Genomic DNA, 25,628 nt, shown 5'->3' with positions numbered 1-25,628 from the left:
ACTTTTGTTGGTAGCACAATAGCCTCTGTATACTTCTGGTATTATACTTACACCGTTATAATACTACCTATCGTTATTTTAATAATTTACCGTTTACATGCCTTCCTTAAAAAAGAATAGTTGTACACACAACTATTGTCGCTATCTTTAATAAATAAAACAAAAGTCCTGTCTTTTAGAGTCGTGTAATCCACAAAATTGTTTTTGTAATCGTATTATGCAAGTAAATAGAATTATCTCTTCAATTTTTAGAGAATATATTGCTCCCTTTGGTATTACTAATAGCCTGTTAAGCATTTTATTTTTACTGCTAAAGGTATGGTTGCACAATAAAAATTATCTGAGGTGCTGTACTTGGAGAAACCATTGGTAAGCAGGAACATGAGACGACTTTTAGACTTAGAGTTACTACAAAAACTGGTACATTAATATTAAAGTGCTTAACCAACTCTATTAAAAATTATAATCTTCTTTGCTCCTTACTTAAATCTGTAGATTTAACTTCCTTCTTTTTTCCAGATCCAAAATTGTAAGTTAAGGATAAATTAAATCGTCTTGTTTCCCAACGGTTTCTCCAATTAGTAGTTACATTATCTTGGGTTGTTATCTGTCTCCATTGGCTCTTTTTTAATACGTTTTGTGCACTTAAGTTAACACGTAGCTTTTTATTAAACAGTTCTTTTCGCATACCAAAAGACATATCGTAAGAGGGCTTGTATGTTGTATTACCATAACTTCCGTTTTTAGAATAAAAGGTACTCCATGTAAGACTTAGGTCGTTTTCAAAACTAAATGACTGATTTAAATTTCCGTAGTAATTAATCCCACTATCATTAAATTTATAGTCTTCTATGTTAGATTCTGCCTGACCGTAAGACACTTCTGTATTTAATTGCATTTCCCACCATTTTGTTACATCAAGTGTAGTATTGAACGATAATCCTATGCTCCTCGATTTACCAATATTATCGTAAAATAAGGTTGTTATTTGGGTAGCTTCGTCATAATCTACAATTTGATACATTTCATCTTTAGAAAAATTAGCATAAAGCGATAAAGAAGTTTTGTATTTACGAATCCACGTTAACTCGAAAGCGTTAGTAAATTCTGGTGTTAAATCTGGATTTCCTACTTCTACATTATAAGTGTCAATGTATTCAAAAAAAGGATTTAAGTACAAGTATCTTGGTCTTTGAATACGACGACTATAAGAGAATTTAAATTGGTTATCATTAAAGTTTCCGTTAATACTAAAAGAAGGAAAAAGTGACAAGTAATTATCTTTATTTGTGGTGTTTGTTGTTTTAGATGTCGCATTGTAGTCTATATATTCAGCACGCAAACCTGTTTGAAAATTCCACTTTTCGATAATAAAATTAGCAATACCATATCCTGCCAAAATAGACTCTTTATATATTAAACGGTTACTACTGTCTGTGTCTAACTCAAAATCTCCAGTTGTATTTTTATTTTTTAAAACAATGTCGTAGTCGTTATTTACGTAACTATACCTCATTCCTGTTTCAATATTTATTTTATCACTTATATTTTGTTCTAAATCAAACTTGGCGCTTAAAATATTGTACATCGTTGGGTTTTCGTTTTTAACAACTTCTTCTTCTTGATACATTGAGTTTGTGTCCGCATCGAAATAGGCATTAGAAGTTAATCTATCGCTATTATTTTTATAGTTAGCATAGTTAATTTGTGCATCTATTTTTGTGTCTAAACTGTCTGAAGCAAACGTGTAAAACGCATTACTAGTTAACGTTTTATTATTAACATTGTCTGTTGTATTTAATATGGTGTAACGCTCGTAAATATTATTATAATACTCGTTTGTTCTACCTAATGTTTCTGCATCACTTTTATAAATACTATAGCGTAAAGAGCTTCCAATACTGCTATTTTCGTTTAATTTATTAGATATACCAAAATTTCCAGAATAACTATTGGTAACAGGTAACCAATCGTTAAATTGCTCTAAAACTGTTGTTTGTTCTGGCTCCTGAATGGTTTGAATAATTCTTCTATGGTTTACACTTTCGTTATAACCGTAATTTAATCCAAAATTAAGATTCCATTTTTGGGTATTGTTGTATAGGTTGATTCCGTTTCTGTTTTTAATAAACTCTGCATAGCCTACAGACGTTCTTAAATTTCCTGTTAAACCAGAATTTAGAGATTTCTTTAATCTTATATTAACTATGCCTGCAGTACCAGATGCACTATATTTTGCAGAAGGATTTGCAATAATTTCAACAGATTTTATGTTTTCACCATCCAAAGTTTTTAAAAACTGTATTAAATCGTCTCCAGAAATTTGCGATGGTTTTCCATCTATCATTATTTGAAGATTGGCATTACCTCTAAACACAACATTTTCATCCTTGTCTAAACGCATACCAGGTAATTTGCTTAAAGTTTGTAAACCATCATTACCAACGCCAATACCAGATTGAGCTACATCTATTATCATTTTATCTCCTGTCATTCGCATCATTCTTTTTTTCTGAAAAAGAACAACTTCTTCCAATTCAGCGGCATCTTCCTCTAAAACTATATCATGATTAATTATGTTTTTTGTTGTTGTTAGAGTTTTAGAAGTATAATTTTTATAGCCTAATAATTCGGCTTTAATAATAAAACTAACATTCACTTCTTTAATAGTCATTGTGTAATTCCCATCAATATCTGCATAGTCATAACTAATGATTTCGTTGGTTTCAGAATTATAACAAGATACAGCTGTAAAGCCTAAAGCCTCGTTGATGTTAGCTGTTACTTGCCCTTTAATAATTGTTTCCTGTGCAAAAATAATACTGATGCTAAAAGCGAATAAAACTGTTAAGATTGATGTTTTCATTTTGTTGATTTTTAATTTAATGCTAAACTACATTTAAAGACAACCTTATAATTCTAAACTACATGAACACAGTATTCTATTCCATAAACTGGAAAAAAGAGCTAATTTTTAATTGAAATATAGTTTTTTAGGTGTTAGTGTAAAGAAATTAGGGTTTCGTCCTAAAAAAGAAAAAGCAATTATAAAAATGAATATTTTCGTAGTATGGAACTAAAAAAACAACAGTGGAAATACCATTTATTATTAGCGACCTTAATAATAGCAATGGGCTTATATGGAGATTATGTTTATAATGGAGTTGAAGGCTTTATGAGTAATTTTACATATCCAAGTTTTTTAATAGTATTATCTGTTAATATTTCGTTCTTTTCTATCTATGCTATAAATTATTTTTTAATTTGCCCGAGATCCATTTCTAAAAAGAAATTTCATCTGTTTGCTTTAGCTGTTATAGGATTAATATTTCTTTTCTCTGGCATACGTTACTTTTTAGAAGAAGTTGTAATTTATAACATTACAGGAAAACATAATTATTACAATGCTTCAAGACGCTTCTTATATTACACATTCGATAATTCGTTTTATGCTGTTAAAGCTATTTTATTTAGTACAACTCTATATTTATTATTTGAATATATAGACAACCAGAAACGCATACACCAACTACAATTAGAACATAAAAAAGCAGAACTAAGCTTTTTAAAGTCTCAATTAGAACCTCATTTTTTATTCAACACACTAAATTCATTCTACACAGATTTAGTAGATACACAACCAAAGACAGCCAAAGATATTCATCGCCTGTCTGAGTTGTTACGCTACGTTACATACGAAGCACAACATGATTTTATGCCTTTAGACAAAGAAATAAAGTTTATAGAAGATTACATTTATTTCTACCAAAAACGATTTGAAGATTATTTGTTTTTAGATTACTCCATTGAAGGTCTTGTAGCAAACCAACAAATTCCATCTTTAATGCTCATTCATTTTATAGAAAATGTTTTTAAACATGGCGTTACAAATAAGAAAGAACATCCTGCGAAAATAAATATACATATTACCGAAGAAGACATTTCTATAACTACAGAAAACCTCGTATCTTCATCTGAAAAATACAGCAACAAGGGTATTGGTAAAGAAAACTTAGAACGCAGATTAGCGGCAATTTTTATATGTGATTATAAAATAGAATACAGCCAAAATGATACTATTTTTAAAGCTTACTTAAAACTTCCTTTTAAGAAATAATATGGATAAAATTATAAAATGTTTAATCGTTGATGATGAACCTCCAGCAATTCGCCTGTTAGAAAAATACGTGGCCAAAGTACCTTTTTTAGAATTGGCATCTGCTACTACAAGTTCTTTGGAAGCCTTATCTATAATTGAAAAAGGCGATATTAATTTATTATTTTTAGATATCCAAATGCCAGATTTAACTGGAATTCAATTATCTAAAATTGTAAAAGGTAAAACCAAAATTATATTCACAACTGCTTACCCGCAATTTGCATTAGAGAGTTACGAACTTAATGCCATTGATTATCTTTTAAAACCTTTTGAATTTGAACGGTTCTATCAAGCAATATTAAAAGTAAAAGATGATGTAAAACCAACTGAAGTTTTAGCACAACCCCAAACAGACACTTATTTGTTTATTAAAACTGATGGTAAAAACAATTTCGAAAAAGTCTTTGTAAACGATATTTGCTATATTGAAGGATTGAAGAATTATGTAGCTATACATTTAAAAGATAAGCAAATTATTACGCATAACACTTTAAAAAGTATTGAAGAATTCCTGCCAAGTACCGAGTTTATTAAAGTTCATAAATCTTATATAGTTTCGTTACAACACATAAAAAAAACAGACTCCCTTTCGGTATACGTAAATGATAATGCTTTACCTATTGGTGATACTTACAAAAAAACATTTTTTAATACTATTCAAAGAATGAAATTATAATAGTAGATTACAATAACCTATTGAATTTATTTAAACAAAAAATCATAAAATAAAACCATAGAAAAAATGAAATCATTTAAAATATTATTTACCCTCTGCTTAATAATAACGGCCACTATTGTTAATTCTCAAACAGAAAAGAGCGCTTCAGAGATTGAACAAATCACTAAAACTTTAATGGATTATATTGAAGGTACAGCCAATGGTGAACCAGATAGAGTTACTCGTGCTTTTCATAAAGATTTAAACTTATATACAATGGATAACGACAGTTTAAAAGTATGGAATGGTAAAAACTATATAAGTGGCATTAAAGAAGGAAGGAAGAGCAATCGCATAGGAAAAATAGTTTCTATGGATTACGAAAACAATGCAGCATCTGCCAAAATTGAAATTTTAATGCCTAATGCTAAACGTATATATACAGACTATTTATTACTCTTAAAGGTTAAAGGTAAATGGAAAATAATTCATAAATCTTATACCTACGTAGCTTACCCAGAATAATCAAATATTCTGTTATTTATAAGAAGCTTTTAGATTACGAATTATTTCTTGATAAGCTGTTTCAAAATCCATGGCTGGGTTAGATTCGTATTTGGATAAGTAATCGAATACTATTCTTGATTTTTCTGGTTGATTTTCAATTTCTTCTTTCCCTACTTTAATCCCATAGTTCTCTTTTAAAATTTTGGCTGTAATTCCTCGCACAATTATTTCGTCTATATCTCTGTATTCTTTAGCAAATTTTTTTTGATTCACTAAAGAATCTAAAGTTTTATCATAGTATTTTTTAAATAACTCATCGGTATATAGATGACTGTTTTCATGAATTATTATACGTCTATAATCGGTATCCCAATCTATAGATAATTTATTCGAAACACTATCTGGATGTTTGCAAAAAGAGCCAATTAAAAATGTTCTTTCATTTTTATTTCCTTCTAAAAAGGTAACTGCTTTATTGGTTATATTATTTAAAGGATCGAAAACAATATTAAGCTTAGGTTGTTCTTTGGTTCTAAAAAATAGCTGTAGTTTATCGCCTATTTTGTTTGCGTTTAACGAATCTTTAAACGGCTTAAAATTTATGTCTCCAACCAGTTTAAAATTAATATCTTTTTTAAATTGTTTCATTAACATCCCAACCGAATCCAGATGCTCTCCGTACCACTCATAATGTTCAACCAAGTAAGATTTATCAATGGTCTTTAAAGGTTTTAATTCTTTATTAAAAGCTAATGCTATCACAGGCAGATCACCACTCCAAATGTCTCCATTTCTTATTTTTTTCACAAAAGGGTGGTTGCTATACTTCTTATATGCAACAACATTAGCTTTGTAAAAATCGTTTTGGCAGGAGCGATATTTAATATCAATACTATCTTCTATGGCAAGGTTATAGGCCAACCTAAAAAGTAGCACATTTCGATTAATGTCTATTGCAATAGTATCACTACCCTTTGTTTTTAATGTTTTTTCATTTTTACAGCTTAAAAGGCACATTGTAAAAACTATAAGGTATATAAAATGCTTCATAATTTTTTAGTTGGTTTATTATTACAGATAAATCCTATTAAATATTGTTACAGTTTCTATTATTAAACCTGTTAAAAATAGTATGAATAATAGAGATAAATGTTTTAATTTATTTATTTCTTCTGTAGACACAAGAAATGTTTAAATATTACTCACGATTTAAATTATTTTCCATTTCAATTAACCATATAAAATAATACATGACGCTCAAATTTTTGTTTCTTTGCTTTATGGAACTAAATGCCGAATTATTTAAACACATCGAATTACTTATTGGAAGTATGGGTGTAATTTTGGCACTTTTCTTTTCTATGTTTCTATTATCGAATAGGAAACAACATCCAAAAGCAAATATATTTTTAGCACTATATTTATTAGCCTTTAGTCTTCGAATTGGCAAATCTTTATTTTTTAATTATTTCTATATTGACGCACTCATTAGAAATGTATTTTTAGCAGTGTTACTTACAATAGGACCTTCTCTTTGGTTTTATGTCCGCTTATTATATAAACCACACTTGGCTATTAAAAAACAAATTATTTGGTTGCATTATGTTCCTTTTTTCATGGTTGTTTGTTTATGCTGGATAATCCCAAATAACGGCTCGACAGCAACTGGTGTTTTTTACATGATATTAATATTTCACATTGTTGGTTATTCCATTTATTCATGGTTTTGGCTGATAAAACAGAATAAAACAAATCTTTCTGCAAGACAGGAAAAAATAAAAAAATGGCTACTTTATTTTGTGGTGGTAACCCTGTTTATGATGGTTATTTATTTTCTAATTTCTAAAGGCGTCATTCCATACTATTTAGGAACGGCATTTTTATTTTCAGCAGTTGTTATCTTGTTTGCGCTAAAAGCGTTACAGAACCAAGAATTATTTAAGCTTGAAAACGAAAAGTATTCCAGTTCTAATTTAAATACCGAAGAACTTTCTATTTATGTAAAAAAATTAAACCATCTAATGACTACGGAAAGATTATATCTAAATCCCGAATTAACCTTAACTATGTTGAGTAAAAGAATGAAAATTACTTCTAAAACGCTTTCTCAAATAATAAACCAAGCATACCACTGTAATTACTCTCAATACATTGCAAACTTTAGAGTGGAAGCAGCCAAAAGCATGCTATCTTCATCCAAATTTAAACACTATAAAATTGCAGCGATTGCATATGATAGTGGTTTTAATAGCCTTTCTTCATTTAATTCTACATTTAAAAAACTCACAAATACAACTGCTATTAAATATCGCCAAATACAATCCAATTCTTAAAAATCAATACCAAAGGCTTCTTTTTGTGTGCCAACATCGTGATATTGGTAGGAAACTCTTTTGATTTAAGTCACATTTGTATAATAATTAACCCGAATTGAAACTTGAAAAATTAAAAGTAAAATTCTAATAACATCAATCCCTTTTTTATTTGGTGGAAAATTATTTAATCTAAATTTAGAGAAAACTTAAATACATTTTTTATGAAACTCATTTTTAAATTTTCAACTCTTATTGTTGCCATATTCCTCATAAGCTGTAACAATCATAAAAATAAAATCGATAAGAATAAAAGACCGTTAGGTAACTATTCTGCTAAAATAGACAGTTTAATTCAAACAACTAATCCTCGTTTATTTAATGGTGTTATATCCATTACTAAAAATGGCAAACCAATGTATGTTAAAGAATATGGGTATTCCAACTTTAAAACTAAAGATCCCATTTCAAGAAATGATAAGTTTAGAATTATGTCGAACACCAAGCAAGTAACAGCGGTTTTAATATTAAAAGAAGTAGAAAAAGGAAATATAAACTTACAGAATTCAATTAGTGAATACTTGCCAGATTTTAATCAAACTTGGGCTAATAAAGTAACCGTTCATCAATTGTTAAATATGTCTTCTGGCATAATAGCAGTTGATAAACCACTACAGTTTGAACCTGGTAAGGGATACAGATATAGCAACCCAGGATATGGATTATTAGGAAAAATATTAGAAAGCGTTACAGGAAGAGAATATAGTCAAATGGCAAACGACTTGTTTAAAGAATTAGGAATGGATAATAGCTATGTATATGAATTAAATAAAACAAATATTGAACTAACTAATGGTTACTGGCTTCTCGATGGAGAAGTTAATCTTGTAAAATTTGACAGTCTTGGATTTGATGATGAAGAATGGAAAACGTTCATTCCAGCAGGCGGAATTGTTTCGAACATCCATGATTTAACTATTTGGGATACGGAATTACATAAGGGTGAAATTTTAAGTCCATCTTATCAAGAACAAATGGTTACTGCAAGCAATACAGGCCCTCATGCTGCTTTCAATAATGATACAATTGGGTATGGGTACGGCGTGCGTATTCATAATACTCATCCAGTTAATCATTTGGGGCATGGAGGAAGAGGGTTTGGCTTTGTATCTCTTAAATTTTATATTCCTGAAAAAGAAGTTAATGTCATTGTTTGGGAGAATGTTTATTGGAGAGATGGTGAATCTATGCCTGGTGATAAAGTATATTATTTTGAGAATGAAATAAGAAAAATAGTATTGAATAGTAATCTCGTTAAAAACAATTAATACCCCATTAATACAACGAAAAAAACAAATTATGAAAACCAAAATTATAATACTTATAACACTTCTATCAACTCTTTATGGGTTTTCACAAACAGAAGATAAAACTCAAATTAGAGAAACCTTAAACAATTATATAGAAGGAACTTCTTATAATTTAGTAGAGCAACTAAAAGCGGCTTTTATACCAGAAGCCAATATGTTTTTGGAGCATAAGGACAATCCATTACACCTCATGAAAATTGAAGAGTATGCTGCTCTTTTTGCCAAAGGTGAAGCTGGAAAATTTAATGGTAGAGTAAGTAATATTCTTTTAATTGACCAATTTGAAGGTATTGCTATGGCAAAGTTAGAAGTGATTGCATTTGGTAAACGATTTATTGATATGATTTTGCTTAAAAAGATAGAAACGGGTTGGAAAATAATTAGCAAGACTGCAGGGAGTGAAATAACCGAAAACAAAGGCAATAGAGCGCTATTAGTAGTTTCTAATGCAAGGTTTCAAGGTCGTTCAAATTTACCTGCTGGAAATAGTTTTTCTGAAGTGGTTCTTGCCTATCATACTTACAAAAAAGCAAATTATCATGTAGATATAGTAAGTCCCTTGGGAGGAGAAGCACCATTATCCTACATTAATCCTGCGGACAGCCTTCAATCAAGCTATCTCTACAATGCTGAATTTATGTACGCGCTTAAAAATACAAGAAAACCTTCTCAAATCAAGCCAGAAAATTATAACATAATACAATTTACAGGAGGAAGTGCTCCCATTTTCGATGTACCGCAAAACACCCAAATTCAGAATATTGCAATGCAAATCTACGACAAGAAAAATGGTGTAATTGCAGCCGTTTGTCATGGTACGGCAGGAATAGTTAATTTAAAAACAGTAGATGGTAATTATTTAGTAGCTGGAAAAACGGTAAATGGCGTTCCAGACTCCCATGAAAGTAAAAAGTTAAAACACTATCAATATTATCCTTTTATAATTGAAACCGTGTTGAAAGAACGTGGAGGAAACTTTAAGCATTCAAAAATATTAACACCACACATGGAAGTAGATGGTAAGTTAGTAACAGGCCAGAATTCGCTATCATCTATAATGGTTACGAAAAAGAGTATAGAAGTAAGTGAAACGTTGTTCCAAAAACCATAATTTATTTATGCTTTTTCAATCTATCGAGAATTAAAAGATTATTTTTAAAGTTGAAAATAAATTACTCATTTTGACAGAAATAATCGATTTAAGCCAAGACATTTATTCTGGCATGCCTGTTTATAAAGGGCTTCCAGATGTGAAAATTACTATGCATGCTTCGCATGAAGAATGGGAAGGAATTAAAGAAAGTAAAACCGTGACACCAAGTGTCTATAAGCTAGAATTAGGCGAACATACTGGCACACATGTAGATGCTTTAAATCACATGGGTCGCGAATACAAGGAGCAGTCTATTGATAAAATGCCACTTTCCATGTTTTATACCGAAGGGATTTGTCTGGATTTTTCTCATAAAGGTTTGCAAGAGTTGATTACTTCTAAAGAAATTTATCAAGCCTGCTTAATTGCTAAACTTGAAATAAAAAAAGGAGATACCGTTCTTCTCTGCACAGACCACTACCGCAAACACTTTAATACGCTAAATTGGGGAAAAGGCCCTGGCATTACAGCCGAAGCTGCACGATGGTTGGGTAACAAAGAAATAGCTGCATTTGGTGTAGAAACCATGTCACCTGGCATACCAAAACTATCTAATAAAGACGTGCATAAAATTTGTGGCGAATTAGGTTTTACACATTATGAAAACATGGTTAACCTTAATCAATTGTTAGGTCGTGGCAGATTTCGTTTTATCGCCATGCCTTTAAAAATTAAAGGTGGAACAGGATCACCAGTTAGAGCGATTGCTGTTTTTGAGACCTAAATAATAAGCTAAACCTCTAATATAATACTTGTTTTAGATGTACCATATTGCGATATGGTTTCCAGAAATGAAATTAAGTGTTTATTATTTTTAAAATAACCCAATATGCATAAACAGTCGTCGCCTGTAATTCTGTCGCAGCTTTTTACTTTTTCCATTCTGCCAATTTTTTGTTTACACATCCAGATTTAGAAGGTGATAATGAAGCTGTCAATCAATTTGTGGAGGATTTAATATATTCTGGCGAAACTTGGTTATCTGCATATCCCATCAATAAAAAACAAACAATAAGAGCTTGTATTACTAATTTTAGCACTCAAATTAAAGACTTGAAGAAATTAACACATCTATTGTCTGTAACGCTAGAAAAATATAAATAACTGATTTAAAATAAACTAACAACTGTAACAAATCGAAAACGCTTTCATCTTTAGTATATAACCGTTAAATAACCAACCAAAATGAAACGTCTATATTTTATACTCACAATATCCTTATTGTTAATTTCAAGCTGTAAAAAACAAGTATCTAATAAATCAAAGAAGGAAACTAAAAAACAGATGGTGTTTACTAAAGATGTTGATAATTTCTGGAAAGCACACGATAAAATTAAAGCGACTAAGGATTCTACAAAACATCTTCAAATTCTTACAGAGTTATTTTTAGACAAAGGCACACCAGGTTTACCAGCGATTATGGAAGCCAGACGATACAAGCCTCAAGAATACGTAGACATGATAAACAACTACCCTTTACTATGGGAAAGCATTCGCGAAAAAACATTTTTAAGTAAAGGGTTAAGTGGGGAAATTGAAAACGGAATCCAGCGATTAAAAAATATTTACCCAGATGCAAAACCTGCACAAGTTTATTTTACTGTTGGTGTCTTTAGAACTGGTGGTACCACAATAGATGACAAGGTATTAATTGGTGTTGAAACTGGGTTTGGAGACAAACATGTTAATGTAAGTGAACTTCCAGATTCATTAGGTTATATAAAGCGCTATTGGGCAACAAAAGATAAACCAACTAAAAACTTTGCTTTAACTAATGTTCATGAATATATACATACGCAACAAAATCAAAATGTCGATTCTAATTTATTAGGCATCGTTTTATTAGAAGGTATTGCAGAATTTGTTTCCACTCTGGCAATGGGTATTGAAGTTTCTAATCAACCCGCTATTATTTATGGTAAACAAAATAGTGAAAAGGTTAGAGCTGCTTTCGAAAAGCAAATGTTTTCAAAAGATTATAGTTATTGGGTTTGGAGTGATAAAGAAAATGAATTTGGAACACGTGATTTAGGTTATTATGTTGGCTTTGCTATGGCAAAAAAATATTACGAAAAATCTAAAGATAAAGACGCAGCAATAAAAGAAATGATTGAATTAGACCTTTACAATGAGAGTGAGAATGAAGCCTTTGCCGAAAAAACAGGTTACTTATCTAAACCAATAGCAGAATTAAAGGAAGATTTTGAGTTACAAAAACCTTAAATAGTTATCTGTATTTTAACACATAATTGTCCTTTATAAAAACTATTAGTATTTGTCTTAATAATAATTTAAGATAAGTGTATTTTCATTCCTTGGTGTGAGGCCTTAAAACCTAACTCCTCATAGAATTTGATAGCTTTTGGTCTTTTTTTATCTGTAGTTAATTGAAGCAAATGTGCTTTTCGCTCTATAGCTCTATTAATTGCCCATTTAAACATACTTTTTCCTATTCCAAGCCCTCTTTTGTCTTTTCTAATTCTAACTGCCTCAATTTGAGCTCTTATTCCGCCTCTATAAGTTAAATACTGTATGAAGGATAACTGCATCGTTCCTACAATTTCACCGTTTTTATTCTCAACAACAATAAGTTCTTGGTTTTTATCTTGGTTAATATTTTCGAAAGCTTTTAGATATTCATTTGGTAGTGGGTTTTTAAAGTTTTCTCTGTTTTTTCCAAGTTCATCATCAGCTATCATTTTAATAATTAATGGCAAATCTTTTTCTGCTGCTTTTCTGTATAAAAATTCCATTATTAGATTATTGTTCTGTCATTATTGGTGGTAGGCTGAGAGATTACAAGAAAATCTAATTTACTCTCAGTTTCGTTGGCTATATAATGATTAATTTGAGAATTTATTACAATGCCTTCATTTTCATTTATTAATTCCATTTTATTATTAGTATAAAATGTTGCAGTTCCTTTTAAGATGAAAAAAAACTGCTGTGCTTTTTTATGGAAATGTAGTTTCTCCTTCGTGTTTCTTGGCATAGACTCCATTTTTACAGACAAATTTTCTTTATCAACAAACACCCAACTGGTGCAGTTATCTCCCCATTTATAGGTTTGAGAATTTTCTTTGTTTACCATTAATAAGTAGTTTACTTTATTGAGTTTGTTTTTCTAACCAATCTTCTTTCTTTAGTTTATACAATCTTTCCAAAGAATTAGTTTTTTCGCAATGAAATTCTTTTTTAAATTTCATTTCCTTTTCAAGAATATTAACAGAGCCATTATTAAGTACTCTTACATAGGCAGTAATTTCATTTAAATTAGCTTTTTCAAAACAATAAGCTATTAGGTTTCTCGCTATTTCTTTTCCAAAACCTTTTTTCCAATATAATTCCCTTAATCTATAGGCTATTTCAAATTCATCATTTTCATTTTTATAAACGCCACATATTCCAATAAATACATTACTTTTTTTTTCTACAACTGCCCAAATTTTAAAAAACCTATTTTTATTATCGTAATATTCTATAAACTTATTTAATTCTTTTTCACTTTCTGCGCGATTCATAAAATCCTTTATGTGCTGCATAACATGTAGATTGCTTTGCATATCATAAAACCCGTTACTATCAGTAATATGTAATTGCCTAATGATTAATCTTTCTGTTTCAAATATCATTATTGTTATATATTTAATTAATATAACTTATTCAAGATAATTGTACACAATTAATATGTAAATTTCAGGTTATATAAATTGTTTTAAAGTACTCACAAACTATAATCATGTCTTCGTTAAAACTCTCATTGTGTGGCTTCATTTCTCTTGAGTAATAATCCTTGTGTACTTTTTTCCAATATTTTAAAGACTTATCTCCTTCTCCTTCCGTTTTAGCAAATTCTGCAGTAATTTTATTATATGGTGTTTTCTCTATTTTTATTACTTCAACAATAGCTTTAGCATTACCGTCCCAATCTGTAATTACATATTGGTCTCCAATTTTAGGAAGTGGTTCATTATTTTTTTCAAACCACCACAAAGATGTGGCTGTTGCTTTTTTAATTCCTTTAACAACTAATTCTGCACATTCATTTGCATCTTTCTCGTTATCGCAAAAATAAAAAGAAACAGGTGCTTCCTTATGTTTAACTTTATGGTTTTTGTTAAGGTAATCCATCCATAAATTTTCTACAGAGTTATAATTCTCTTTAATTTTACTCATATACCTTGGTTCTTTATAAAATATAAATAAGTTAAACATTTATTTTGTAATTGCTTTTTTACTCAAATTTTAAGTATTTAATTAAATCTATTTTCGTGGCATTATATGCTTTAATACCAACTACAACAAACACCAAAACTAATAATATAATAGGCGTTACTATATATGGCCAAACAGGCATGTCGATACGATAAACAAAATTATCGAGCCAGTTTTGCATAAAATAATAAGCAATTGGCAATAATATAATAGAGGCTATTATAGATATTTTAAGAAAGCTTTTTACAAGATGTGAGATGATTTCCTCTACAGAGGCTCCAAGTGTTTTTCTAATGGCTACTTCTTTTAAACGTTGTTGTATAGTTAGAGTGGCCAGGGCAAATAAACCCAATAATGAAATTAGAATCACCAAAAAAGACAGGATTAAAAACATGGTTTGTTGTTTCTGATATTTCTCATAGGTACTAGCAAATTTTTGATCTAAAAACGCATAGGAAAATGGGTATTTATTATCCACGTTTTGTTTCCAAAAGGCTTCAATCTCTGAAATAGTTTGAGATACATTTTCTGTTTTTACTTTAATTTGAATATTATTTATCCAGTTTTTAGTATATGAAAAAGTATTCCAATGAATTAAAAACATAGGTTCTATTTTTGCATCAAATCCATCAAAATGGAAGTCTTTTACCATACCAACAACTTCAAGTTGTCTATCATCATCATCTGGCATCCATCCAACTCTTACCTTCTTTCCTATCGGTTGGTTGTAAATTCCAAGACGTTTGGCTGCTGTTTCATTAATTAAAATACTTGAAATACTGTCTGAAGTAAATTTAGAAGAAAACGCTCTACCTTTTAATACTTGAAGTTCAGCAAAATCAACATAATTATAATCTATACTATTGGCTCCAGAATTAAAACCTATATCACCATACGAAAGATTAGTACCATTAACATTACCTTCTCCTGGCACAAACATACTGGTGGTTACCTTTAAAATATTCTCATTGTTAGACAGGACGCTTTTTGCCAATTCATACTTTTTATATTTATCGTCAATATTAAAAACCTCAACGACTAATGTTTGCTCTTGATTAAAGCCAAGTTCTTTATTAATCATATAATCCATTTGATTATAAATAACCAAAACACCAATTAAAAAAAATCCTGAAATAAGAAACTGAAGCGCCAACATTACATTTCTTGTTAAAATCCCTTTTTTGCTTCGCGAAAAATTACCTTTTAAAACTTCGGTTGTTTTAAAGTTAGATAAATAAATAGCTGGAATTACACCTATAAAAATTGATATTAAAACTGCTATAATTACTACTTTAAATAATATCGATGCGTTTATTATTGTTAGATCCTTGTCTATAAATTCGTTGAAATATGGCAGAACAAATTCTACCAAAACCAAAGCCAATAAAAATGCAAAAATACCTTGTAAGAGAATTTCGAAAACATATTGTGCTATTAATTGTATTTTAGATAGTCCTAATGTTTTTTTAACACCAACTTCCTTTGCTCGTTGTGAAGCGGTTGCAGTAGAAAGATTAATAAAATTCACACAGGAAATAACAATTAACAAAATTGACAAACCAAGTAATATTAATAATAACTGATAATTGCCTTTACCACTTGGTCCTGCATAATCTGCAATGTGATGTAACCTTATTGTGCCTAAATTTTCAAGGTGCACTTTCATAGCACCATATTTTTCGTCGAACTCTTCCAAAGTAATTCCTGCTTTTTCTAAATTGGGTGTAATAGACTTATCGATAATAACTTGCTCCATTTTCTGTTTTACCATGTTAAGATCTGCAGCAGGGTTTAACTTGCAAAAAAGCTCATTCTGGTAGTTTCCCCAATGCACCTCAAATGGTTCACTAAATTGAATTAACAAATTGGATTCGTAATGTGAATTTGCTGGGACTTGATATACGCAAGCCACGGTATAGCTGGTGTTATCTATTTGCACCATATTTCCAACAGATAATTCTGTACCAAAAATTTCTTGAGAAAGAGATTTAGAAATTGCTATTTGGTTTCGGTTTTCGCTAAACTTGCCTGCCTGACCATCTATAATTTTAAAAGGAAAAAAATTAAAAAAATTAGGCTCTGTAAAAGTGGTTTTATCTACATAAGTATTCTTGTTTTTAAAAGTAACTACACGACTGCGATAAAAAGGAGAAATTAAAATAGTTTCTTCTACTTCTGGAATATCACTTTTAAAGAAAATGGCTTCTCCAGCCGTACTTGAAAAATAAATTCCGTTTCGTTTTGATTCATTAGCAATTCTATAAACATTATCCTTGTTTGGGTTCCATTGATTGTAACTTTTTTCGTCATTAAAAAGTAAAAGCACAAGAATTAAACCTGCGAAACCCAAGGTTAATCCTAATACATTTATTACTAAGTTTAACCAGTTCTTTTTACTGTTTCTAAAAAATATTTTAAACCACGATTGTATCATTTTGTTGATTAGGTTTTACTGTTCGTTTTAGTTAATTAAGTATTTCTACTGCTATTGATTTTGATGAATTTTTATTGTACAACGAGCATTATTCATATTTCTACTACGCGTAACAATTGCAAGAAAAAAGAATTAAGCGTGATTACTGAACAAGAACATCTATTCTATGCTCATTCAGTTTTTCTGAAATTATTTCTCCATCTTTTAATGTAATTGTTCTACTTGAAAATTTTGCATCGTAAGAGGAATGGGTAACCATAATTATGGTCGAGCCTTGAGCGTGTAATTCGCTTAGCAACTCCATAACCTCATTCCCACTTTTACTGTCTAAGTTTCCAGTTGGTTCATCAGCAAGAATTAATTTTGGGTTAGTAACCAATGCTCTTGCAACTGCTACACGTTGTTGCTGGCCTCCAGATAATTGTAATGGAAAATGTTTGGCTCTATGCGCTATACCAACACGCTCTAAAATAGCGTTAACGCGTGATTTTCTTTCCTTAGAGGGTACTTTATTATAAATTAGTGGTAGTTCTAGATTTTCGAAAACCGAAAGTTCGTCTATGAGATTAAAGTTCTGAAAAACAAAGCCAATATTGGCTTTCCTTATTCCAGAACGTTGTTTTTCGTTATAATTAGCAACCTCTTCGCCATCAAATAAATAGCTCCCGTCATTTGGTGTATCTAACAAACCAATAATGTTTAATAAGGTAGATTTCCCGCAACCTGAGGTTCCCATTATAGAGACAAATTCTCCCTCTTTTACATCTAAACTAAGCGCATTTAAAGCTGTGGTTTCTATTTCTTCGGTTCTATATATTTTTACTAAGTTTTCTATTTTTATCATGGTTCTATTTTTTGTATTTGTATTCTTTTTCATTAATATAATCCCAAATATCATTCGATTTTATTCCTTTTTTTCGCTTTTCAATAATAAAATCTATTGAGACATCATGCCAAATTAATTTTCCTAGTTCTGTTAATGTGGGTTTAAATCCTAAATTTTTTAATTGGGTAATAAAAGGCGTTTCAATATCTGCCAGAAAAAGCTTAAAATAGTATAAATCGTTATCCAGTTTAATGTTTTCCTTTTCTAAGTATAGAATATAGTCTTCATCTTTAGCAAAGCTAAATGTTCCAGAATCTTCAGTGTCTTTTCCTTTTACAAATTTAAGTGTTCCTGTAGCTCTATCAATTTCAAAGGTTTTGTTAGTTGTAATATTAACTTCACTTTCAAGATAGCAGTTTGTAATACTATATTCAAGCGCCTTGTTGTTAGAATTGCTAATAGTGATACAATACAGGATACCTTCTTTCTTTAAGCTCCAAAACCCAGTATCGACTTGCGCTTTTGGAGATAATTTATTCCAGTTTAATACATACAATGCATTCGTTTCGTTAATTTGTTGTGCATTGATAAAATTTGTGATTAAAAACATTATAAATGCTAATAAAATTCTACTTAATGTGCTCATGATTTGATTGATTTATTACTAATTAATATTTACTTCTTCAACCTCTACGAAAGTATCATAACTTGAAGTTATAATTTTATCGCCAGGTTTTAACCCTTCTAAAACCTCATAATAAAAAGGGTTTTCTCTTCCTATTTTTACTTTACGTTTTACTGCTTTATCCTCAGCATTTAAAGCAAAAACCCAAAGTCCGTTTGTGCTCTGATAAAACATTCCTTTAGGAATTAGCAATGCTTCACTGTCATTAGAAAGAAAGACTTTAGTTTGTAGTGACATACCACTTTTAATATTGGTATCTAAAGAATCGTTCGCAAAGGCTAATTCCACTTCAAATTGCCCGTTTACTACTTCTGGATATATTTTAGAAAGATGGACATTATACGTTTTAGTTGTAGTTTTAACAGTACCTTTTATTTCTTCATTCAATTTAGAAATGTAATATTCATCTACTTTCGCAATTAATTTATAACCATCTAAAACATCTATTTTCCCTATAGATTGACCTTGATTATAATTTTCTCCAAGGTTTGGGTTGAAAGATGATAATAAACCATCCATTGGTGCTTTAACAGTAAAGTTTTCTTTATTTTTTCTAAGAAATGCTAAGCTTTCCTGCATATTCGCAATAGATGAATTAATACGTGACATTTGAATATTCCTATCTGTTTTTTCTTGAGTTACACTTATTTTTATTGCATCATTTCGCTCACTCTGAAAATTATATTCTTGTACAGAAGCTTCGTAATCATTTCGAGCAATAATGTCCTTTTTATACAAAGTAGTATCTGTAATATATTTACGTTTTGCACTTTTAAAAGAATTATTTATGCTTAATAATTGTTCATCCAGGTTAAGTTGTTGATTTTTAATATTTACACGAATGTTTCTTAGATTATTAATCTGCTCAACAATTGCTGTCTCTTGAGTTAGGTAGTTTAGCTCTGCATTAGGGTTATAAATGCGTAATAAAGGGGTTCCTTTTGTAACCGTTTGGCCGCTTTCTACATAAATCTCTGAAACCGATCCTCCTTGCACAACATTAATTAGCACCGATGTTTTTGGCTCGACGATGCTATTAAATAAAACAACATCCTCAAAACTCCCTTTTACAACTTCCCGAATAATAATATTACTCTTGCTTAGGTTCACTTGCTTTTTTCTTGTCATATTTAAAGTCATAAGTGTTAGTAATACCAAAACAGGTATGCCTATAATTAGAGTCTTTTTAATTTTTTTATTCTTAGGTTTTATTTGTTTATCCATTTCTAATACTATTAATTCTATTAGCTCAGTGCCACAAATATGCCATGGAAATAAAAAATTTTAATTGTCTGATTATTAGGTATTTAAATTGTAATTCGTTTTTTAAAGTGTTCATTATCGAACAATTAGTTGTTCATTATCTAACATATTTGTAACTATGCCTATGCGCAAAAAAGAAGCTACCGTATTACTTGTAGATGATGATGACGATATTTTATTTTCAGCAAAAATTAGCTTAAAAAAATATTTCACTCAAATAATTACAACCAATAACCCAAAAACGATTATTAATCATCTTAATTCACAAACCATCGATGTTGCGCTATTAGACATGAATTATCGCATTGGTTTTGAAGATGGAAAAGAAGGTCTATACTGGTTAAAACAAATTAAAGAAATAAGTCCAGAGACTACTGTTATTTTAATGACCGCTTTTGGTTCTGTTAATTTAGCAGTAGATGCTATTAAAAAAGGTGCCACTGATTTTATATTAAAACCTTGGAACACAGAAAAATTATACGGAATTGTAAATGCTGGTGTAGAGTTGTCGCGCTCAAAGCAAAAAAATAAACAATTAGTAACAGTACAAAAACAGCTTGATAACGATTTCCATAAACAAACAGAACATATTATAGGTCGTTCGCCTGCGATGAATAAAGCCGTAAAATTGATGCATAAAGTAGCGCCAACAGATGCTAACATTCTCATTTTAGGAGAAAATGGCACTGGAAAATATGTATTTGCTAAAGAAATTCATTTACAATCTGCGCGCAAAAACCATCCTTTTATTCATGTTGATTTAGGGTCATTAAACGAAAGTTTATTTGAAAGTGAATTATTTGGTTATGCCAAAGGTGCTTTTACAGATGCGCATAAAGATACTCTGGGACGCTTTGAATTAGCAAAAGGAGGCACTATTTTTCTTGACGAAATTGGCAATCTGCCATTACATTTACAATCTAAATTACTTACTGTCATTCAAAACAAAAAAGTAACACGATTAGGTGAAGCGACAGAAAGAGCTATCGATATTCGAATTATTTGCGCCACGAATGCTAATATCCATAAAATGGTGGACGAACAAGAGTTTAGACAAGATTTATTGTATCGAATAAATACTATTGAATTAATCTTGCCATCGCTTCGCGAAAGACAAGAAGATATTTTATTGCTTGCCAATCATTTTTTAAGAGTACAAGCCAGTAAATACAGAAAACCAATTCGAGAAATTTCAACTCAAGCTGTTAAGGCAATAAATACCTATCATTGGCCAGGAAATATTAGAGAATTAGAACATGTTATTGAACGTGCAGTAATAATTTCGGATCACGACGAAATTAAAATTGACGATTTACACTTTTCATCTAAAAAATCGAAAACTATAATACCAGAAAGTTTAAATATAGAAGACACAGAAAGAGAGCTCATTAAACAAGCCATTACAAAACATGAAGGCAATATTAGTAAAGCTGCAAAGGCATTAGGTTTAACAAGAGCTGCACTATACCGACGTTTAGAAAAATACAATTTATAACTCATGAATAAAAGCTTAAACATACAATTGTTTGTTAGGATTTCGCTTATTATTTGCAATGCCTTTTTTGTTTATACTTTTTACAAAAAAGGATTCTCTATCACCCTGCTTTTTTTTATTGGTGTTTTATGTCTTCAAATCTTTTTATTTCAAGATTATTTAAAAGGACTATTTCAAGACGTGGAGAAAAAACTTGATTGTTTATTACACGAGGATTATTCGGTGTCTATTTCTTCAAAAAAACGTAAAAATTCTCTATACAGCAAAACAGCATTATTAATTGAAAAATATAGGAAAAAAGAATTTCAACAAACATCAGAACAACTCATTTTCAATAACATACTTGAAAGCTTAACTATTGGGATTCTTATTTTGAGAAAAGACACTAAGAATGAGATAGAAGTGTTTAAAATAAACCAAGCATTTACCTCCTTTTTAAAAATACCAAAATACAATAATTGGTCTCTTTTAAAAGAGAAAATTAAACCAATTGCCACCCTTATAGATAACGAAAATTGGACAACCAAAAAACACGTTGTAACACTTAATGTTAATGATGAGTCTGAAACGTTTTTTTTTAAAACATCCATCACAAACACCAATAAATTTGATTATTTAGTATTAACACTTGAAACCATCCAGCAAGTTATAGACAAAAAAGAGAAAGAATCTTGGTATAAATTAATGAACGTAATGTCTCATGAAATTATAAATACCATTACTCCTATTAGTAGCTTAGCTAGCAACCTAGACTCGTTACTAAATGAAGAACATCCAGACACAGAGACCTTAGCCGAATTATCTAAAGGTTTGCAAATTATAAAAAAGCGCTCGTTGCATCTTACAGATTTTGTAAGTAGTTATAGAAAACTTGCCGAATTACCTTTACCTGAAAAAACACAAGTTAATATTGTACAATTATTGCAAAATACCGTTTCACTTTTTAAACAAGAACTTGAAGAAAACAACATAAAATTACAGTTAGAAACACCAAAAGTTATTCTACTTTTAGTAGATACTAATCAAATCGAGCAAGTATTTATTAATTTAATTTCTAATAGTTTATTTGCTTTAAAAACTATTAAAAATCCAGAATTAAACATCATTGTTTCTCAAACAAATACAAGAGTTACAATAGCTTTTTTAGATAACGGTATTGGTATTCCAGATGATATTAAGAATAATATATTTATTCCCTATTTTACAACTCGCAAAAACGGCTCTGGTATTGGTTTAACCCTGTCTAAAAATATTATGGAATCTCATAATGGCACCATACATTTTAATACAGATAATAACAAAACTGTATTTACTTTGGGTTTTAAACCATTTTAGCATGCTCTTGTATGATGGAAATCATGTGGAAAATTAAAACACAATATTATTCTTAATCTCAACAAAAAAAGCTTCTCTAAATTTAGAGAAGCTTTTTGTTTGTACGGGCGGAGAGACTCGAACTCTCACACCTCGCGGCACTAGATCCTAAGTCTAGCGTGTCTACCAATTCCACCACGCCCGCAAAAGAGGTGCAAATATACAAATAGTTTCAATATTCAAACAATTCTTTTATAGAAAAAGTTTATCGCTTTTTGTACTTTTACTAAAATTCAAAATATAGCAATGCAAAACATTCAATCTTACATTCAAGAACACAAAGACAGATTTTTAAACGAATTAATAGAATTACTCAAAATACCTTCAATTAGCGCAGATTCTGCCTATAAAAAAGACACTATTAAAACTGCAGAAGCCGTTGTCGATAGTCTTAAAAAAGCAGGATGCGACACGGTTGAGCTTTGCGAAACAGAAGGTTACCCTATTATTTATGCCGAAAAAATAATTGATAAAAATTTACCAACCGTATTAGTTTATGGGCATTACGATGTACAACCACCAGACCCTATCGATCTTTGGGATTCGCCACCGTTTGAGCCTGTAATAAAACCTACAGATTTGCATCCAGATGGTGCTATTTTTGCTCGTGGTGCTTGCGATGACAAAGGGCAAATGTATATGCACGTTAAGGCTATGGAATTTATGACGAGCCAAAACCAGCTTCCATGTAACGTAAAGTTTATGATAGAGGGTGAAGAAGAGGTTGGTAGTGTAAACTTGGCTAAATACGTAAAGGAAAATCAAGAAAAACTAAGTAACGATGTCATTTTAATTAGCGACACAGGCATGATTGCAAAAGACACACCATCCATAACAACCGGATTACGTGGGTTAAGCTACGTAGAAGTGGAAGTTACAGGTCCTAACAGAGATTTACATTCTGGACTCTATGGTGGTGCAGTAGCCAACCCAATAAATATACTAACTAAAATGATTGCTTCGCTTCACGACGAAAACAACCACATTACCATTCCTGGTTTTTATGACAATGTTGAAGAACTCTCAAAAGAAGAGCGTGCGCAAATGGCAAAAGCGCCATTCTCTTTAGAAAACTACAAAAACGCCTTAGATATTGAAGCTGTTTACGGTGAAGCAGGCTATACAACTAACGAGCGCAACTCTATTCGTCCTACGCTGGATGTTAACGGTATTTGGGGAGGCTACACTGGTGAAGGCGCAAAAACAGTAATTGCGAGTCAGGCGTTTGCAAAAATATCTATGCGTTTAGTTCCAAATCAAGATTGGGAAAATATTACACAGCTCTTTAAAAAACATTTTGAAAGCATTGCTCCAAAAGGTGTAACGGTAAAGGTAAAGCCGCATCATGGCGGACAAGGCTACGTAACACCAATTGACAGCATTGGTTATCAAGCAGCCAGTAAAGCCTACGAAGATACTTTTGGCAAAACACCAATTCCGCAACGTAGTGGTGGGAGCATTCCTATTGTATCACTATTCGAGCAAGAACTAAAAAGCAAAACCATTTTAATGGGATTCGGCTTGGACAGTGACGCCATACACTCTCCAAACGAACATTTTGGGATATGGAATTACCTAAAAGGTATAGAAACCATTCCAGGTTTTTATAAACATTTTACTGCACTTTATAAATAATTATTTGGGTGTTACCAAGACATGCTAAAAAGCATTGTCTTGGTCCCGCCATACGTTATATCTTTATTTTGCCATATATGGCAGCAAAATAAAGGATGCCACTACTACCGCTAACACAGTTTGTGCCCGAAATGAAAACCACGCATTTACAACATGTTTTTTTATTAACCTTAGCCACACTTTTTATAAGTACATCTGGAGCATTAGGTAAATATATAAGCATGCCAAGTGAAGTGATTATTTGGTGGCGCAGTGCTTTGGCATTTATTTTTTTATTTATTTACTGTAAGTTCAAGAACATCGATTTAAAATTTCAGTATAAAAAAGATGGTTTTACGTTTATTTTAAGCGCTGCATTCATGGCAGCGCACTGGATAACCTATTTTTATGCTCTAAAATTATCGAGCGTCGCAATAGGCATGTTATCGCTATACACCTTTCCCATTATGATTGCTTTACTCGAACCATTTTTTGTAAAGTCTAAATTAGATTATGTACATATTATTTTAGGCGTATTAGTACTTATAGGAATCTACTTTTTATCACCAAAATTTAATTTAGATAATAACGATTTTAAGGGTATCCTCTTTGGCTTATTTTCTGCTTTATGTTACGCATTGAGAACATTAATTTTAAAACGACACATAGGTAATTATAATGGCACAATGTTAATGCTCTATCAATTACTAATTATAAGTATTATCTTATCACCAGCACTTTATTTTATGGACACCACAGGTATTAGCACACAATACCCATTTGTTTTGTTATTAGCATTACTCACCACTGCCATTGGCCATACCATGTTTATAAAAAGCCTAAAATATTTTAAAGTAAGTACCGCAAGTATAATTAGTAGCATCCAGCCCATTTTTGGGATTATTATAGCTTTCTTTTTTTTAAATGAAATACCCTCGTTAAACACTTTTTTTGGTGGTTTGTTAATTTTAACTACAGTTGTTATTGAAAGTTTACGATCTCGAAAACATTAATTCTTCGCAAACACACATAAGACCTATATGGCAATTACAGAAAGGCTTTAGAGCACATATTGAATATTTAAATTATGAAAAACAAAAGCAACACGCTATAAATTAATTGAAAAAAAACCTCTCTACGTTTGTAGAATAAAATATTTATTCTACATTTGTAGAGAACATTCTAAATGTGTAGAACATGCAATTATCTAAAACAGAAGAAGAATTAATGAATTACCTCTGGAAACGCGAACGCGCTTTTATGAAAGATTTCCTGGAAGACTACCCAGAACCTAAACCGGCCAACACAACCGTTGCTACACTTTTAAAACGCATGACAGATAAGGGTTTTATAGACTATAAAAAGCTTGGTAATTCTCGTGAGTATTATCCTTTAGTTAAAAAGAAAGACTACTTTTCAAAACATGTTAACTCGCTAATTACAAACTTTTTTAACGATAGTAGTTCGCAGTTCGCCTCTTTTTTTACCAAAGAAACCAACTTGTCTAAGAACGAATTACAAGAACTACGTGCGATAATAGACAACGAAATAAAAAACAAATAA

At 30.6% G+C, this 25,628-nt stretch carries 25 protein-coding genes and 1 tRNA gene; 14 read left to right on the top strand and 12 right to left on the bottom strand.

Annotated features, from left to right (window positions below):
- Nucleotides 1–460: 460 nt before the first annotated feature.
- A complete protein-coding gene (locus ACVC43_RS13215; RefSeq protein ID WP_452225009.1) occupies nt 461–2,866 on the bottom strand; it encodes a TonB-dependent receptor domain-containing protein in 2,406 nt (801 codons plus the stop codon).
- Nucleotides 2,867–3,070: 204 nt separating this feature from the next.
- On the opposite strand from ACVC43_RS13215, the gene ACVC43_RS13210 reads away from it, so the two are divergent.
- The 3 genes from ACVC43_RS13210 (at nt 3,071) to ACVC43_RS13200 (ending at nt 5,342) form a co-directional block, all read left to right on the top strand.
- A complete protein-coding gene (locus tag ACVC43_RS13210) occupies nt 3,071–4,117 on the top strand; it encodes a sensor histidine kinase (protein WP_452225008.1) in 1,047 nt (348 codons plus the stop codon).
- A gap of 1 nt (nt 4,118) precedes the next feature.
- Complete coding sequence (locus ACVC43_RS13205; RefSeq protein WP_452225007.1) at nt 4,119–4,835, top strand: LytR/AlgR family response regulator transcription factor; 717 nt, start codon at nt 4,119–4,121, stop codon at nt 4,833–4,835.
- A gap of 66 nt (nt 4,836–4,901) precedes the next feature.
- Nucleotides 4,902–5,342: a nuclear transport factor 2 family protein gene (locus tag ACVC43_RS13200; protein WP_452225006.1), complete on the top strand. Its 441-nt coding sequence runs from the start codon at nt 4,902–4,904 to the stop codon at nt 5,340–5,342.
- 12 nt (nt 5,343–5,354) lie between these two features.
- Here the strand turns inward: ACVC43_RS13200 and ACVC43_RS13195 are convergent, their stop codons facing one another.
- Nucleotides 5,355–6,374, bottom strand: coding sequence for a hypothetical protein (locus ACVC43_RS13195; protein ID WP_452225005.1), 1,020 nt, complete (start codon nt 6,372–6,374; stop codon nt 5,355–5,357).
- 200 nt (nt 6,375–6,574) lie between these two features.
- On the opposite strand from ACVC43_RS13195, the gene ACVC43_RS13190 reads away from it, so the two are divergent.
- From ACVC43_RS13190 to ACVC43_RS13175, 4 genes are all read left to right on the top strand, one after another.
- Entirely contained in the window at nt 6,575–7,657 is a 1,083-nt protein-coding gene (locus ACVC43_RS13190) for a helix-turn-helix domain-containing protein (RefSeq protein ID WP_452225004.1), read from the top strand.
- Between the two features lie 203 nt (nt 7,658–7,860).
- On the top strand, nt 7,861–8,964 hold the full coding sequence (locus ACVC43_RS13185) for a serine hydrolase domain-containing protein (RefSeq protein ID WP_452225003.1): 1,104 nt from the start codon (nt 7,861–7,863) through the stop codon (nt 8,962–8,964).
- A 31-nt stretch (nt 8,965–8,995) separates the two neighbouring features.
- Nucleotides 8,996–10,117 (top strand): nuclear transport factor 2 family protein, encoded by a 1,122-nt coding sequence (locus tag ACVC43_RS13180; RefSeq protein WP_452225002.1) that lies wholly within the window; start codon nt 8,996–8,998, stop codon nt 10,115–10,117.
- A 70-nt stretch (nt 10,118–10,187) separates the two neighbouring features.
- Complete coding sequence (locus ACVC43_RS13175; protein WP_452225001.1) at nt 10,188–10,883, top strand: cyclase family protein; 696 nt, start codon at nt 10,188–10,190, stop codon at nt 10,881–10,883.
- A gap of 8 nt (nt 10,884–10,891) precedes the next feature.
- Here the strand turns inward: ACVC43_RS13175 and ACVC43_RS13170 are convergent, their stop codons facing one another.
- Nucleotides 10,892–11,041, bottom strand: coding sequence for an Lrp/AsnC ligand binding domain-containing protein (locus ACVC43_RS13170; RefSeq protein WP_452225000.1), 150 nt, complete (start codon nt 11,039–11,041; stop codon nt 10,892–10,894).
- A gap of 12 nt (nt 11,042–11,053) precedes the next feature.
- On the opposite strand from ACVC43_RS13170, the gene ACVC43_RS13165 reads away from it, so the two are divergent.
- Together ACVC43_RS13165 and ACVC43_RS13160 are read left to right on the top strand one after the other, a co-directional pair.
- The gene (locus ACVC43_RS13165; protein ID WP_452224999.1) at nt 11,054–11,263 is read left to right on the top strand and encodes a hypothetical protein; all 210 of its coding nucleotides are present in this window, start codon (nt 11,054–11,056) and stop codon (nt 11,261–11,263) included.
- Between the two features lie 81 nt (nt 11,264–11,344).
- Entirely contained in the window at nt 11,345–12,382 is a 1,038-nt protein-coding gene (locus tag ACVC43_RS13160; protein WP_452224998.1) for a hypothetical protein, read from the top strand.
- A gap of 68 nt (nt 12,383–12,450) precedes the next feature.
- Here ACVC43_RS13160 and ACVC43_RS13155 read toward each other — a convergent pair whose 3' ends face one another.
- The 8 genes from ACVC43_RS13155 to ACVC43_RS13120 all read right to left on the bottom strand — a co-directional run bounded on the left by ACVC43_RS13155 (nt 12,451) and on the right by ACVC43_RS13120 (nt 19,543).
- The gene (locus ACVC43_RS13155) at nt 12,451–12,912 is read right to left on the bottom strand and encodes an N-acetyltransferase family protein (protein WP_452224997.1); all 462 of its coding nucleotides are present in this window, start codon (nt 12,910–12,912) and stop codon (nt 12,451–12,453) included.
- 2 nt (nt 12,913–12,914) lie between these two features.
- Nucleotides 12,915–13,250, bottom strand: coding sequence for a cupin domain-containing protein (locus ACVC43_RS13150; protein WP_452224996.1), 336 nt, complete (start codon nt 13,248–13,250; stop codon nt 12,915–12,917).
- 16 nt (nt 13,251–13,266) lie between these two features.
- On the bottom strand, nt 13,267–13,791 hold the full coding sequence (locus ACVC43_RS13145) for a GNAT family N-acetyltransferase (RefSeq protein WP_452224995.1): 525 nt from the start codon (nt 13,789–13,791) through the stop codon (nt 13,267–13,269).
- 64 nt (nt 13,792–13,855) lie between these two features.
- Entirely contained in the window at nt 13,856–14,335 is a 480-nt protein-coding gene (locus tag ACVC43_RS13140) for an ASCH domain-containing protein (protein WP_452224994.1), read from the bottom strand.
- A 58-nt stretch (nt 14,336–14,393) separates the two neighbouring features.
- Nucleotides 14,394–16,808 (bottom strand): ABC transporter permease, encoded by a 2,415-nt coding sequence (locus tag ACVC43_RS13135; protein ID WP_452224993.1) that lies wholly within the window; start codon nt 16,806–16,808, stop codon nt 14,394–14,396.
- 142 nt (nt 16,809–16,950) lie between these two features.
- Nucleotides 16,951–17,652 (bottom strand): ABC transporter ATP-binding protein, encoded by a 702-nt coding sequence (locus tag ACVC43_RS13130; protein ID WP_452224992.1) that lies wholly within the window; start codon nt 17,650–17,652, stop codon nt 16,951–16,953.
- Nucleotides 17,653–17,656: 4 nt separating this feature from the next.
- Entirely contained in the window at nt 17,657–18,280 is a 624-nt protein-coding gene (locus ACVC43_RS13125; protein WP_452224991.1) for a hypothetical protein, read from the bottom strand.
- An 18-nt stretch (nt 18,281–18,298) separates the two neighbouring features.
- Nucleotides 18,299–19,543 carry an efflux RND transporter periplasmic adaptor subunit gene (locus tag ACVC43_RS13120; RefSeq protein ID WP_452224990.1) on the bottom strand — a complete coding sequence of 415 codons (1,245 nt, stop codon included), beginning with the start codon at nt 19,541–19,543 and terminating at the stop codon, nt 18,299–18,301.
- Between the two features lie 163 nt (nt 19,544–19,706).
- On the opposite strand from ACVC43_RS13120, the gene ACVC43_RS13115 reads away from it, so the two are divergent.
- Nucleotides 19,707–21,077, top strand: a complete 1,371-nt coding sequence (locus tag ACVC43_RS13115; RefSeq protein WP_452224989.1) for a sigma-54-dependent transcriptional regulator — start codon at nt 19,707–19,709, stop codon at nt 21,075–21,077.
- 3 nt (nt 21,078–21,080) lie between these two features.
- Entirely contained in the window at nt 21,081–22,412 is a 1,332-nt protein-coding gene (locus ACVC43_RS13110; protein WP_452224988.1) for a sensor histidine kinase, read from the top strand.
- Nucleotides 22,413–22,514: 102 nt separating this feature from the next.
- Here ACVC43_RS13110 and ACVC43_RS13105 read toward each other — a convergent pair.
- Nucleotides 22,515–22,596: transfer RNA gene (locus ACVC43_RS13105), tRNA-Leu, on the bottom strand.
- A 101-nt stretch (nt 22,597–22,697) separates the two neighbouring features.
- Here ACVC43_RS13105 and ACVC43_RS13100 point away from each other — a divergent pair.
- The 3 genes from ACVC43_RS13100 to ACVC43_RS13090 all read left to right on the top strand — a co-directional run bounded on the left by ACVC43_RS13100 (nt 22,698) and on the right by ACVC43_RS13090 (nt 25,628).
- Nucleotides 22,698–24,086 (top strand): dipeptidase, encoded by a 1,389-nt coding sequence (locus tag ACVC43_RS13100; RefSeq protein ID WP_452224987.1) that lies wholly within the window; start codon nt 22,698–22,700, stop codon nt 24,084–24,086.
- A 95-nt stretch (nt 24,087–24,181) separates the two neighbouring features.
- Nucleotides 24,182–25,078 carry a DMT family transporter gene (locus ACVC43_RS13095; RefSeq protein WP_452224986.1) on the top strand — a complete coding sequence of 299 codons (897 nt, stop codon included), beginning with the start codon at nt 24,182–24,184 and terminating at the stop codon, nt 25,076–25,078.
- A 184-nt stretch (nt 25,079–25,262) separates the two neighbouring features.
- Entirely contained in the window at nt 25,263–25,628 is a 366-nt protein-coding gene (locus ACVC43_RS13090; RefSeq protein WP_452224985.1) for a BlaI/MecI/CopY family transcriptional regulator, read from the top strand.

The sequence above is a fragment of the Lacinutrix chionoecetis genome, assembly GCF_053604665.1.
The sequence above is the reverse complement of the archived record's forward strand: the minus strand, read 5'-3'. Positions and strand labels throughout refer to the sequence as shown.

What these genes read in the sequence shown, in the direction of transcription:
- ACVC43_RS13215 (WP_452225009.1), bottom strand. Translation starts at nt 2,866, where the DNA reads ATGAAAACATCAATCTTAACAGTTTTATTCGCTTTTAGCATCAGTATT.
- ACVC43_RS13210 (WP_452225008.1), top strand. Translation starts at nt 3,071, where the DNA reads ATGGAACTAAAAAAACAACAGTGGAAATACCATTTATTATTAGCGACC.
- ACVC43_RS13205 (WP_452225007.1), top strand. Translation starts at nt 4,119, where the DNA reads ATGGATAAAATTATAAAATGTTTAATCGTTGATGATGAACCTCCAGCA.
- ACVC43_RS13200 (WP_452225006.1), top strand. Translation starts at nt 4,902, where the DNA reads ATGAAATCATTTAAAATATTATTTACCCTCTGCTTAATAATAACGGCC.
- ACVC43_RS13195 (WP_452225005.1), bottom strand. Translation starts at nt 6,374, where the DNA reads ATGAAGCATTTTATATACCTTATAGTTTTTACAATGTGCCTTTTAAGC.
- ACVC43_RS13190 (WP_452225004.1), top strand. Translation starts at nt 6,575, where the DNA reads ATGACGCTCAAATTTTTGTTTCTTTGCTTTATGGAACTAAATGCCGAA.
- ACVC43_RS13185 (WP_452225003.1), top strand. Translation starts at nt 7,861, where the DNA reads ATGAAACTCATTTTTAAATTTTCAACTCTTATTGTTGCCATATTCCTC.
- ACVC43_RS13180 (WP_452225002.1), top strand. Translation starts at nt 8,996, where the DNA reads ATGAAAACCAAAATTATAATACTTATAACACTTCTATCAACTCTTTAT.
- ACVC43_RS13170 (WP_452225000.1), bottom strand. Translation starts at nt 11,041, where the DNA reads ATGGAAAAAGTAAAAAGCTGCGACAGAATTACAGGCGACGACTGTTTA.
- ACVC43_RS13160 (WP_452224998.1), top strand. Translation starts at nt 11,345, where the DNA reads ATGAAACGTCTATATTTTATACTCACAATATCCTTATTGTTAATTTCA.
- ACVC43_RS13155 (WP_452224997.1), bottom strand. Translation starts at nt 12,912, where the DNA reads ATGGAATTTTTATACAGAAAAGCAGCAGAAAAAGATTTGCCATTAATT.
- ACVC43_RS13150 (WP_452224996.1), bottom strand. Translation starts at nt 13,250, where the DNA reads ATGGTAAACAAAGAAAATTCTCAAACCTATAAATGGGGAGATAACTGC.
- ACVC43_RS13145 (WP_452224995.1), bottom strand. Translation starts at nt 13,791, where the DNA reads ATGATATTTGAAACAGAAAGATTAATCATTAGGCAATTACATATTACT.
- ACVC43_RS13140 (WP_452224994.1), bottom strand. Translation starts at nt 14,335, where the DNA reads ATGAGTAAAATTAAAGAGAATTATAACTCTGTAGAAAATTTATGGATG.
- ACVC43_RS13135 (WP_452224993.1), bottom strand. Translation starts at nt 16,808, where the DNA reads ATGATACAATCGTGGTTTAAAATATTTTTTAGAAACAGTAAAAAGAAC.
- ACVC43_RS13130 (WP_452224992.1), bottom strand. Translation starts at nt 17,652, where the DNA reads ATGATAAAAATAGAAAACTTAGTAAAAATATATAGAACCGAAGAAATA.
- ACVC43_RS13125 (WP_452224991.1), bottom strand. Translation starts at nt 18,280, where the DNA reads ATGAGCACATTAAGTAGAATTTTATTAGCATTTATAATGTTTTTAATC.
- ACVC43_RS13120 (WP_452224990.1), bottom strand. Translation starts at nt 19,543, where the DNA reads ATGGATAAACAAATAAAACCTAAGAATAAAAAAATTAAAAAGACTCTA.
- ACVC43_RS13115 (WP_452224989.1), top strand. Translation starts at nt 19,707, where the DNA reads ATGCGCAAAAAAGAAGCTACCGTATTACTTGTAGATGATGATGACGAT.
- ACVC43_RS13110 (WP_452224988.1), top strand. Translation starts at nt 21,081, where the DNA reads ATGAATAAAAGCTTAAACATACAATTGTTTGTTAGGATTTCGCTTATT.
- ACVC43_RS13100 (WP_452224987.1), top strand. Translation starts at nt 22,698, where the DNA reads ATGCAAAACATTCAATCTTACATTCAAGAACACAAAGACAGATTTTTA.
- ACVC43_RS13095 (WP_452224986.1), top strand. Translation starts at nt 24,182, where the DNA reads ATGCCACTACTACCGCTAACACAGTTTGTGCCCGAAATGAAAACCACG.
- ACVC43_RS13090 (WP_452224985.1), top strand. Translation starts at nt 25,263, where the DNA reads ATGCAATTATCTAAAACAGAAGAAGAATTAATGAATTACCTCTGGAAA.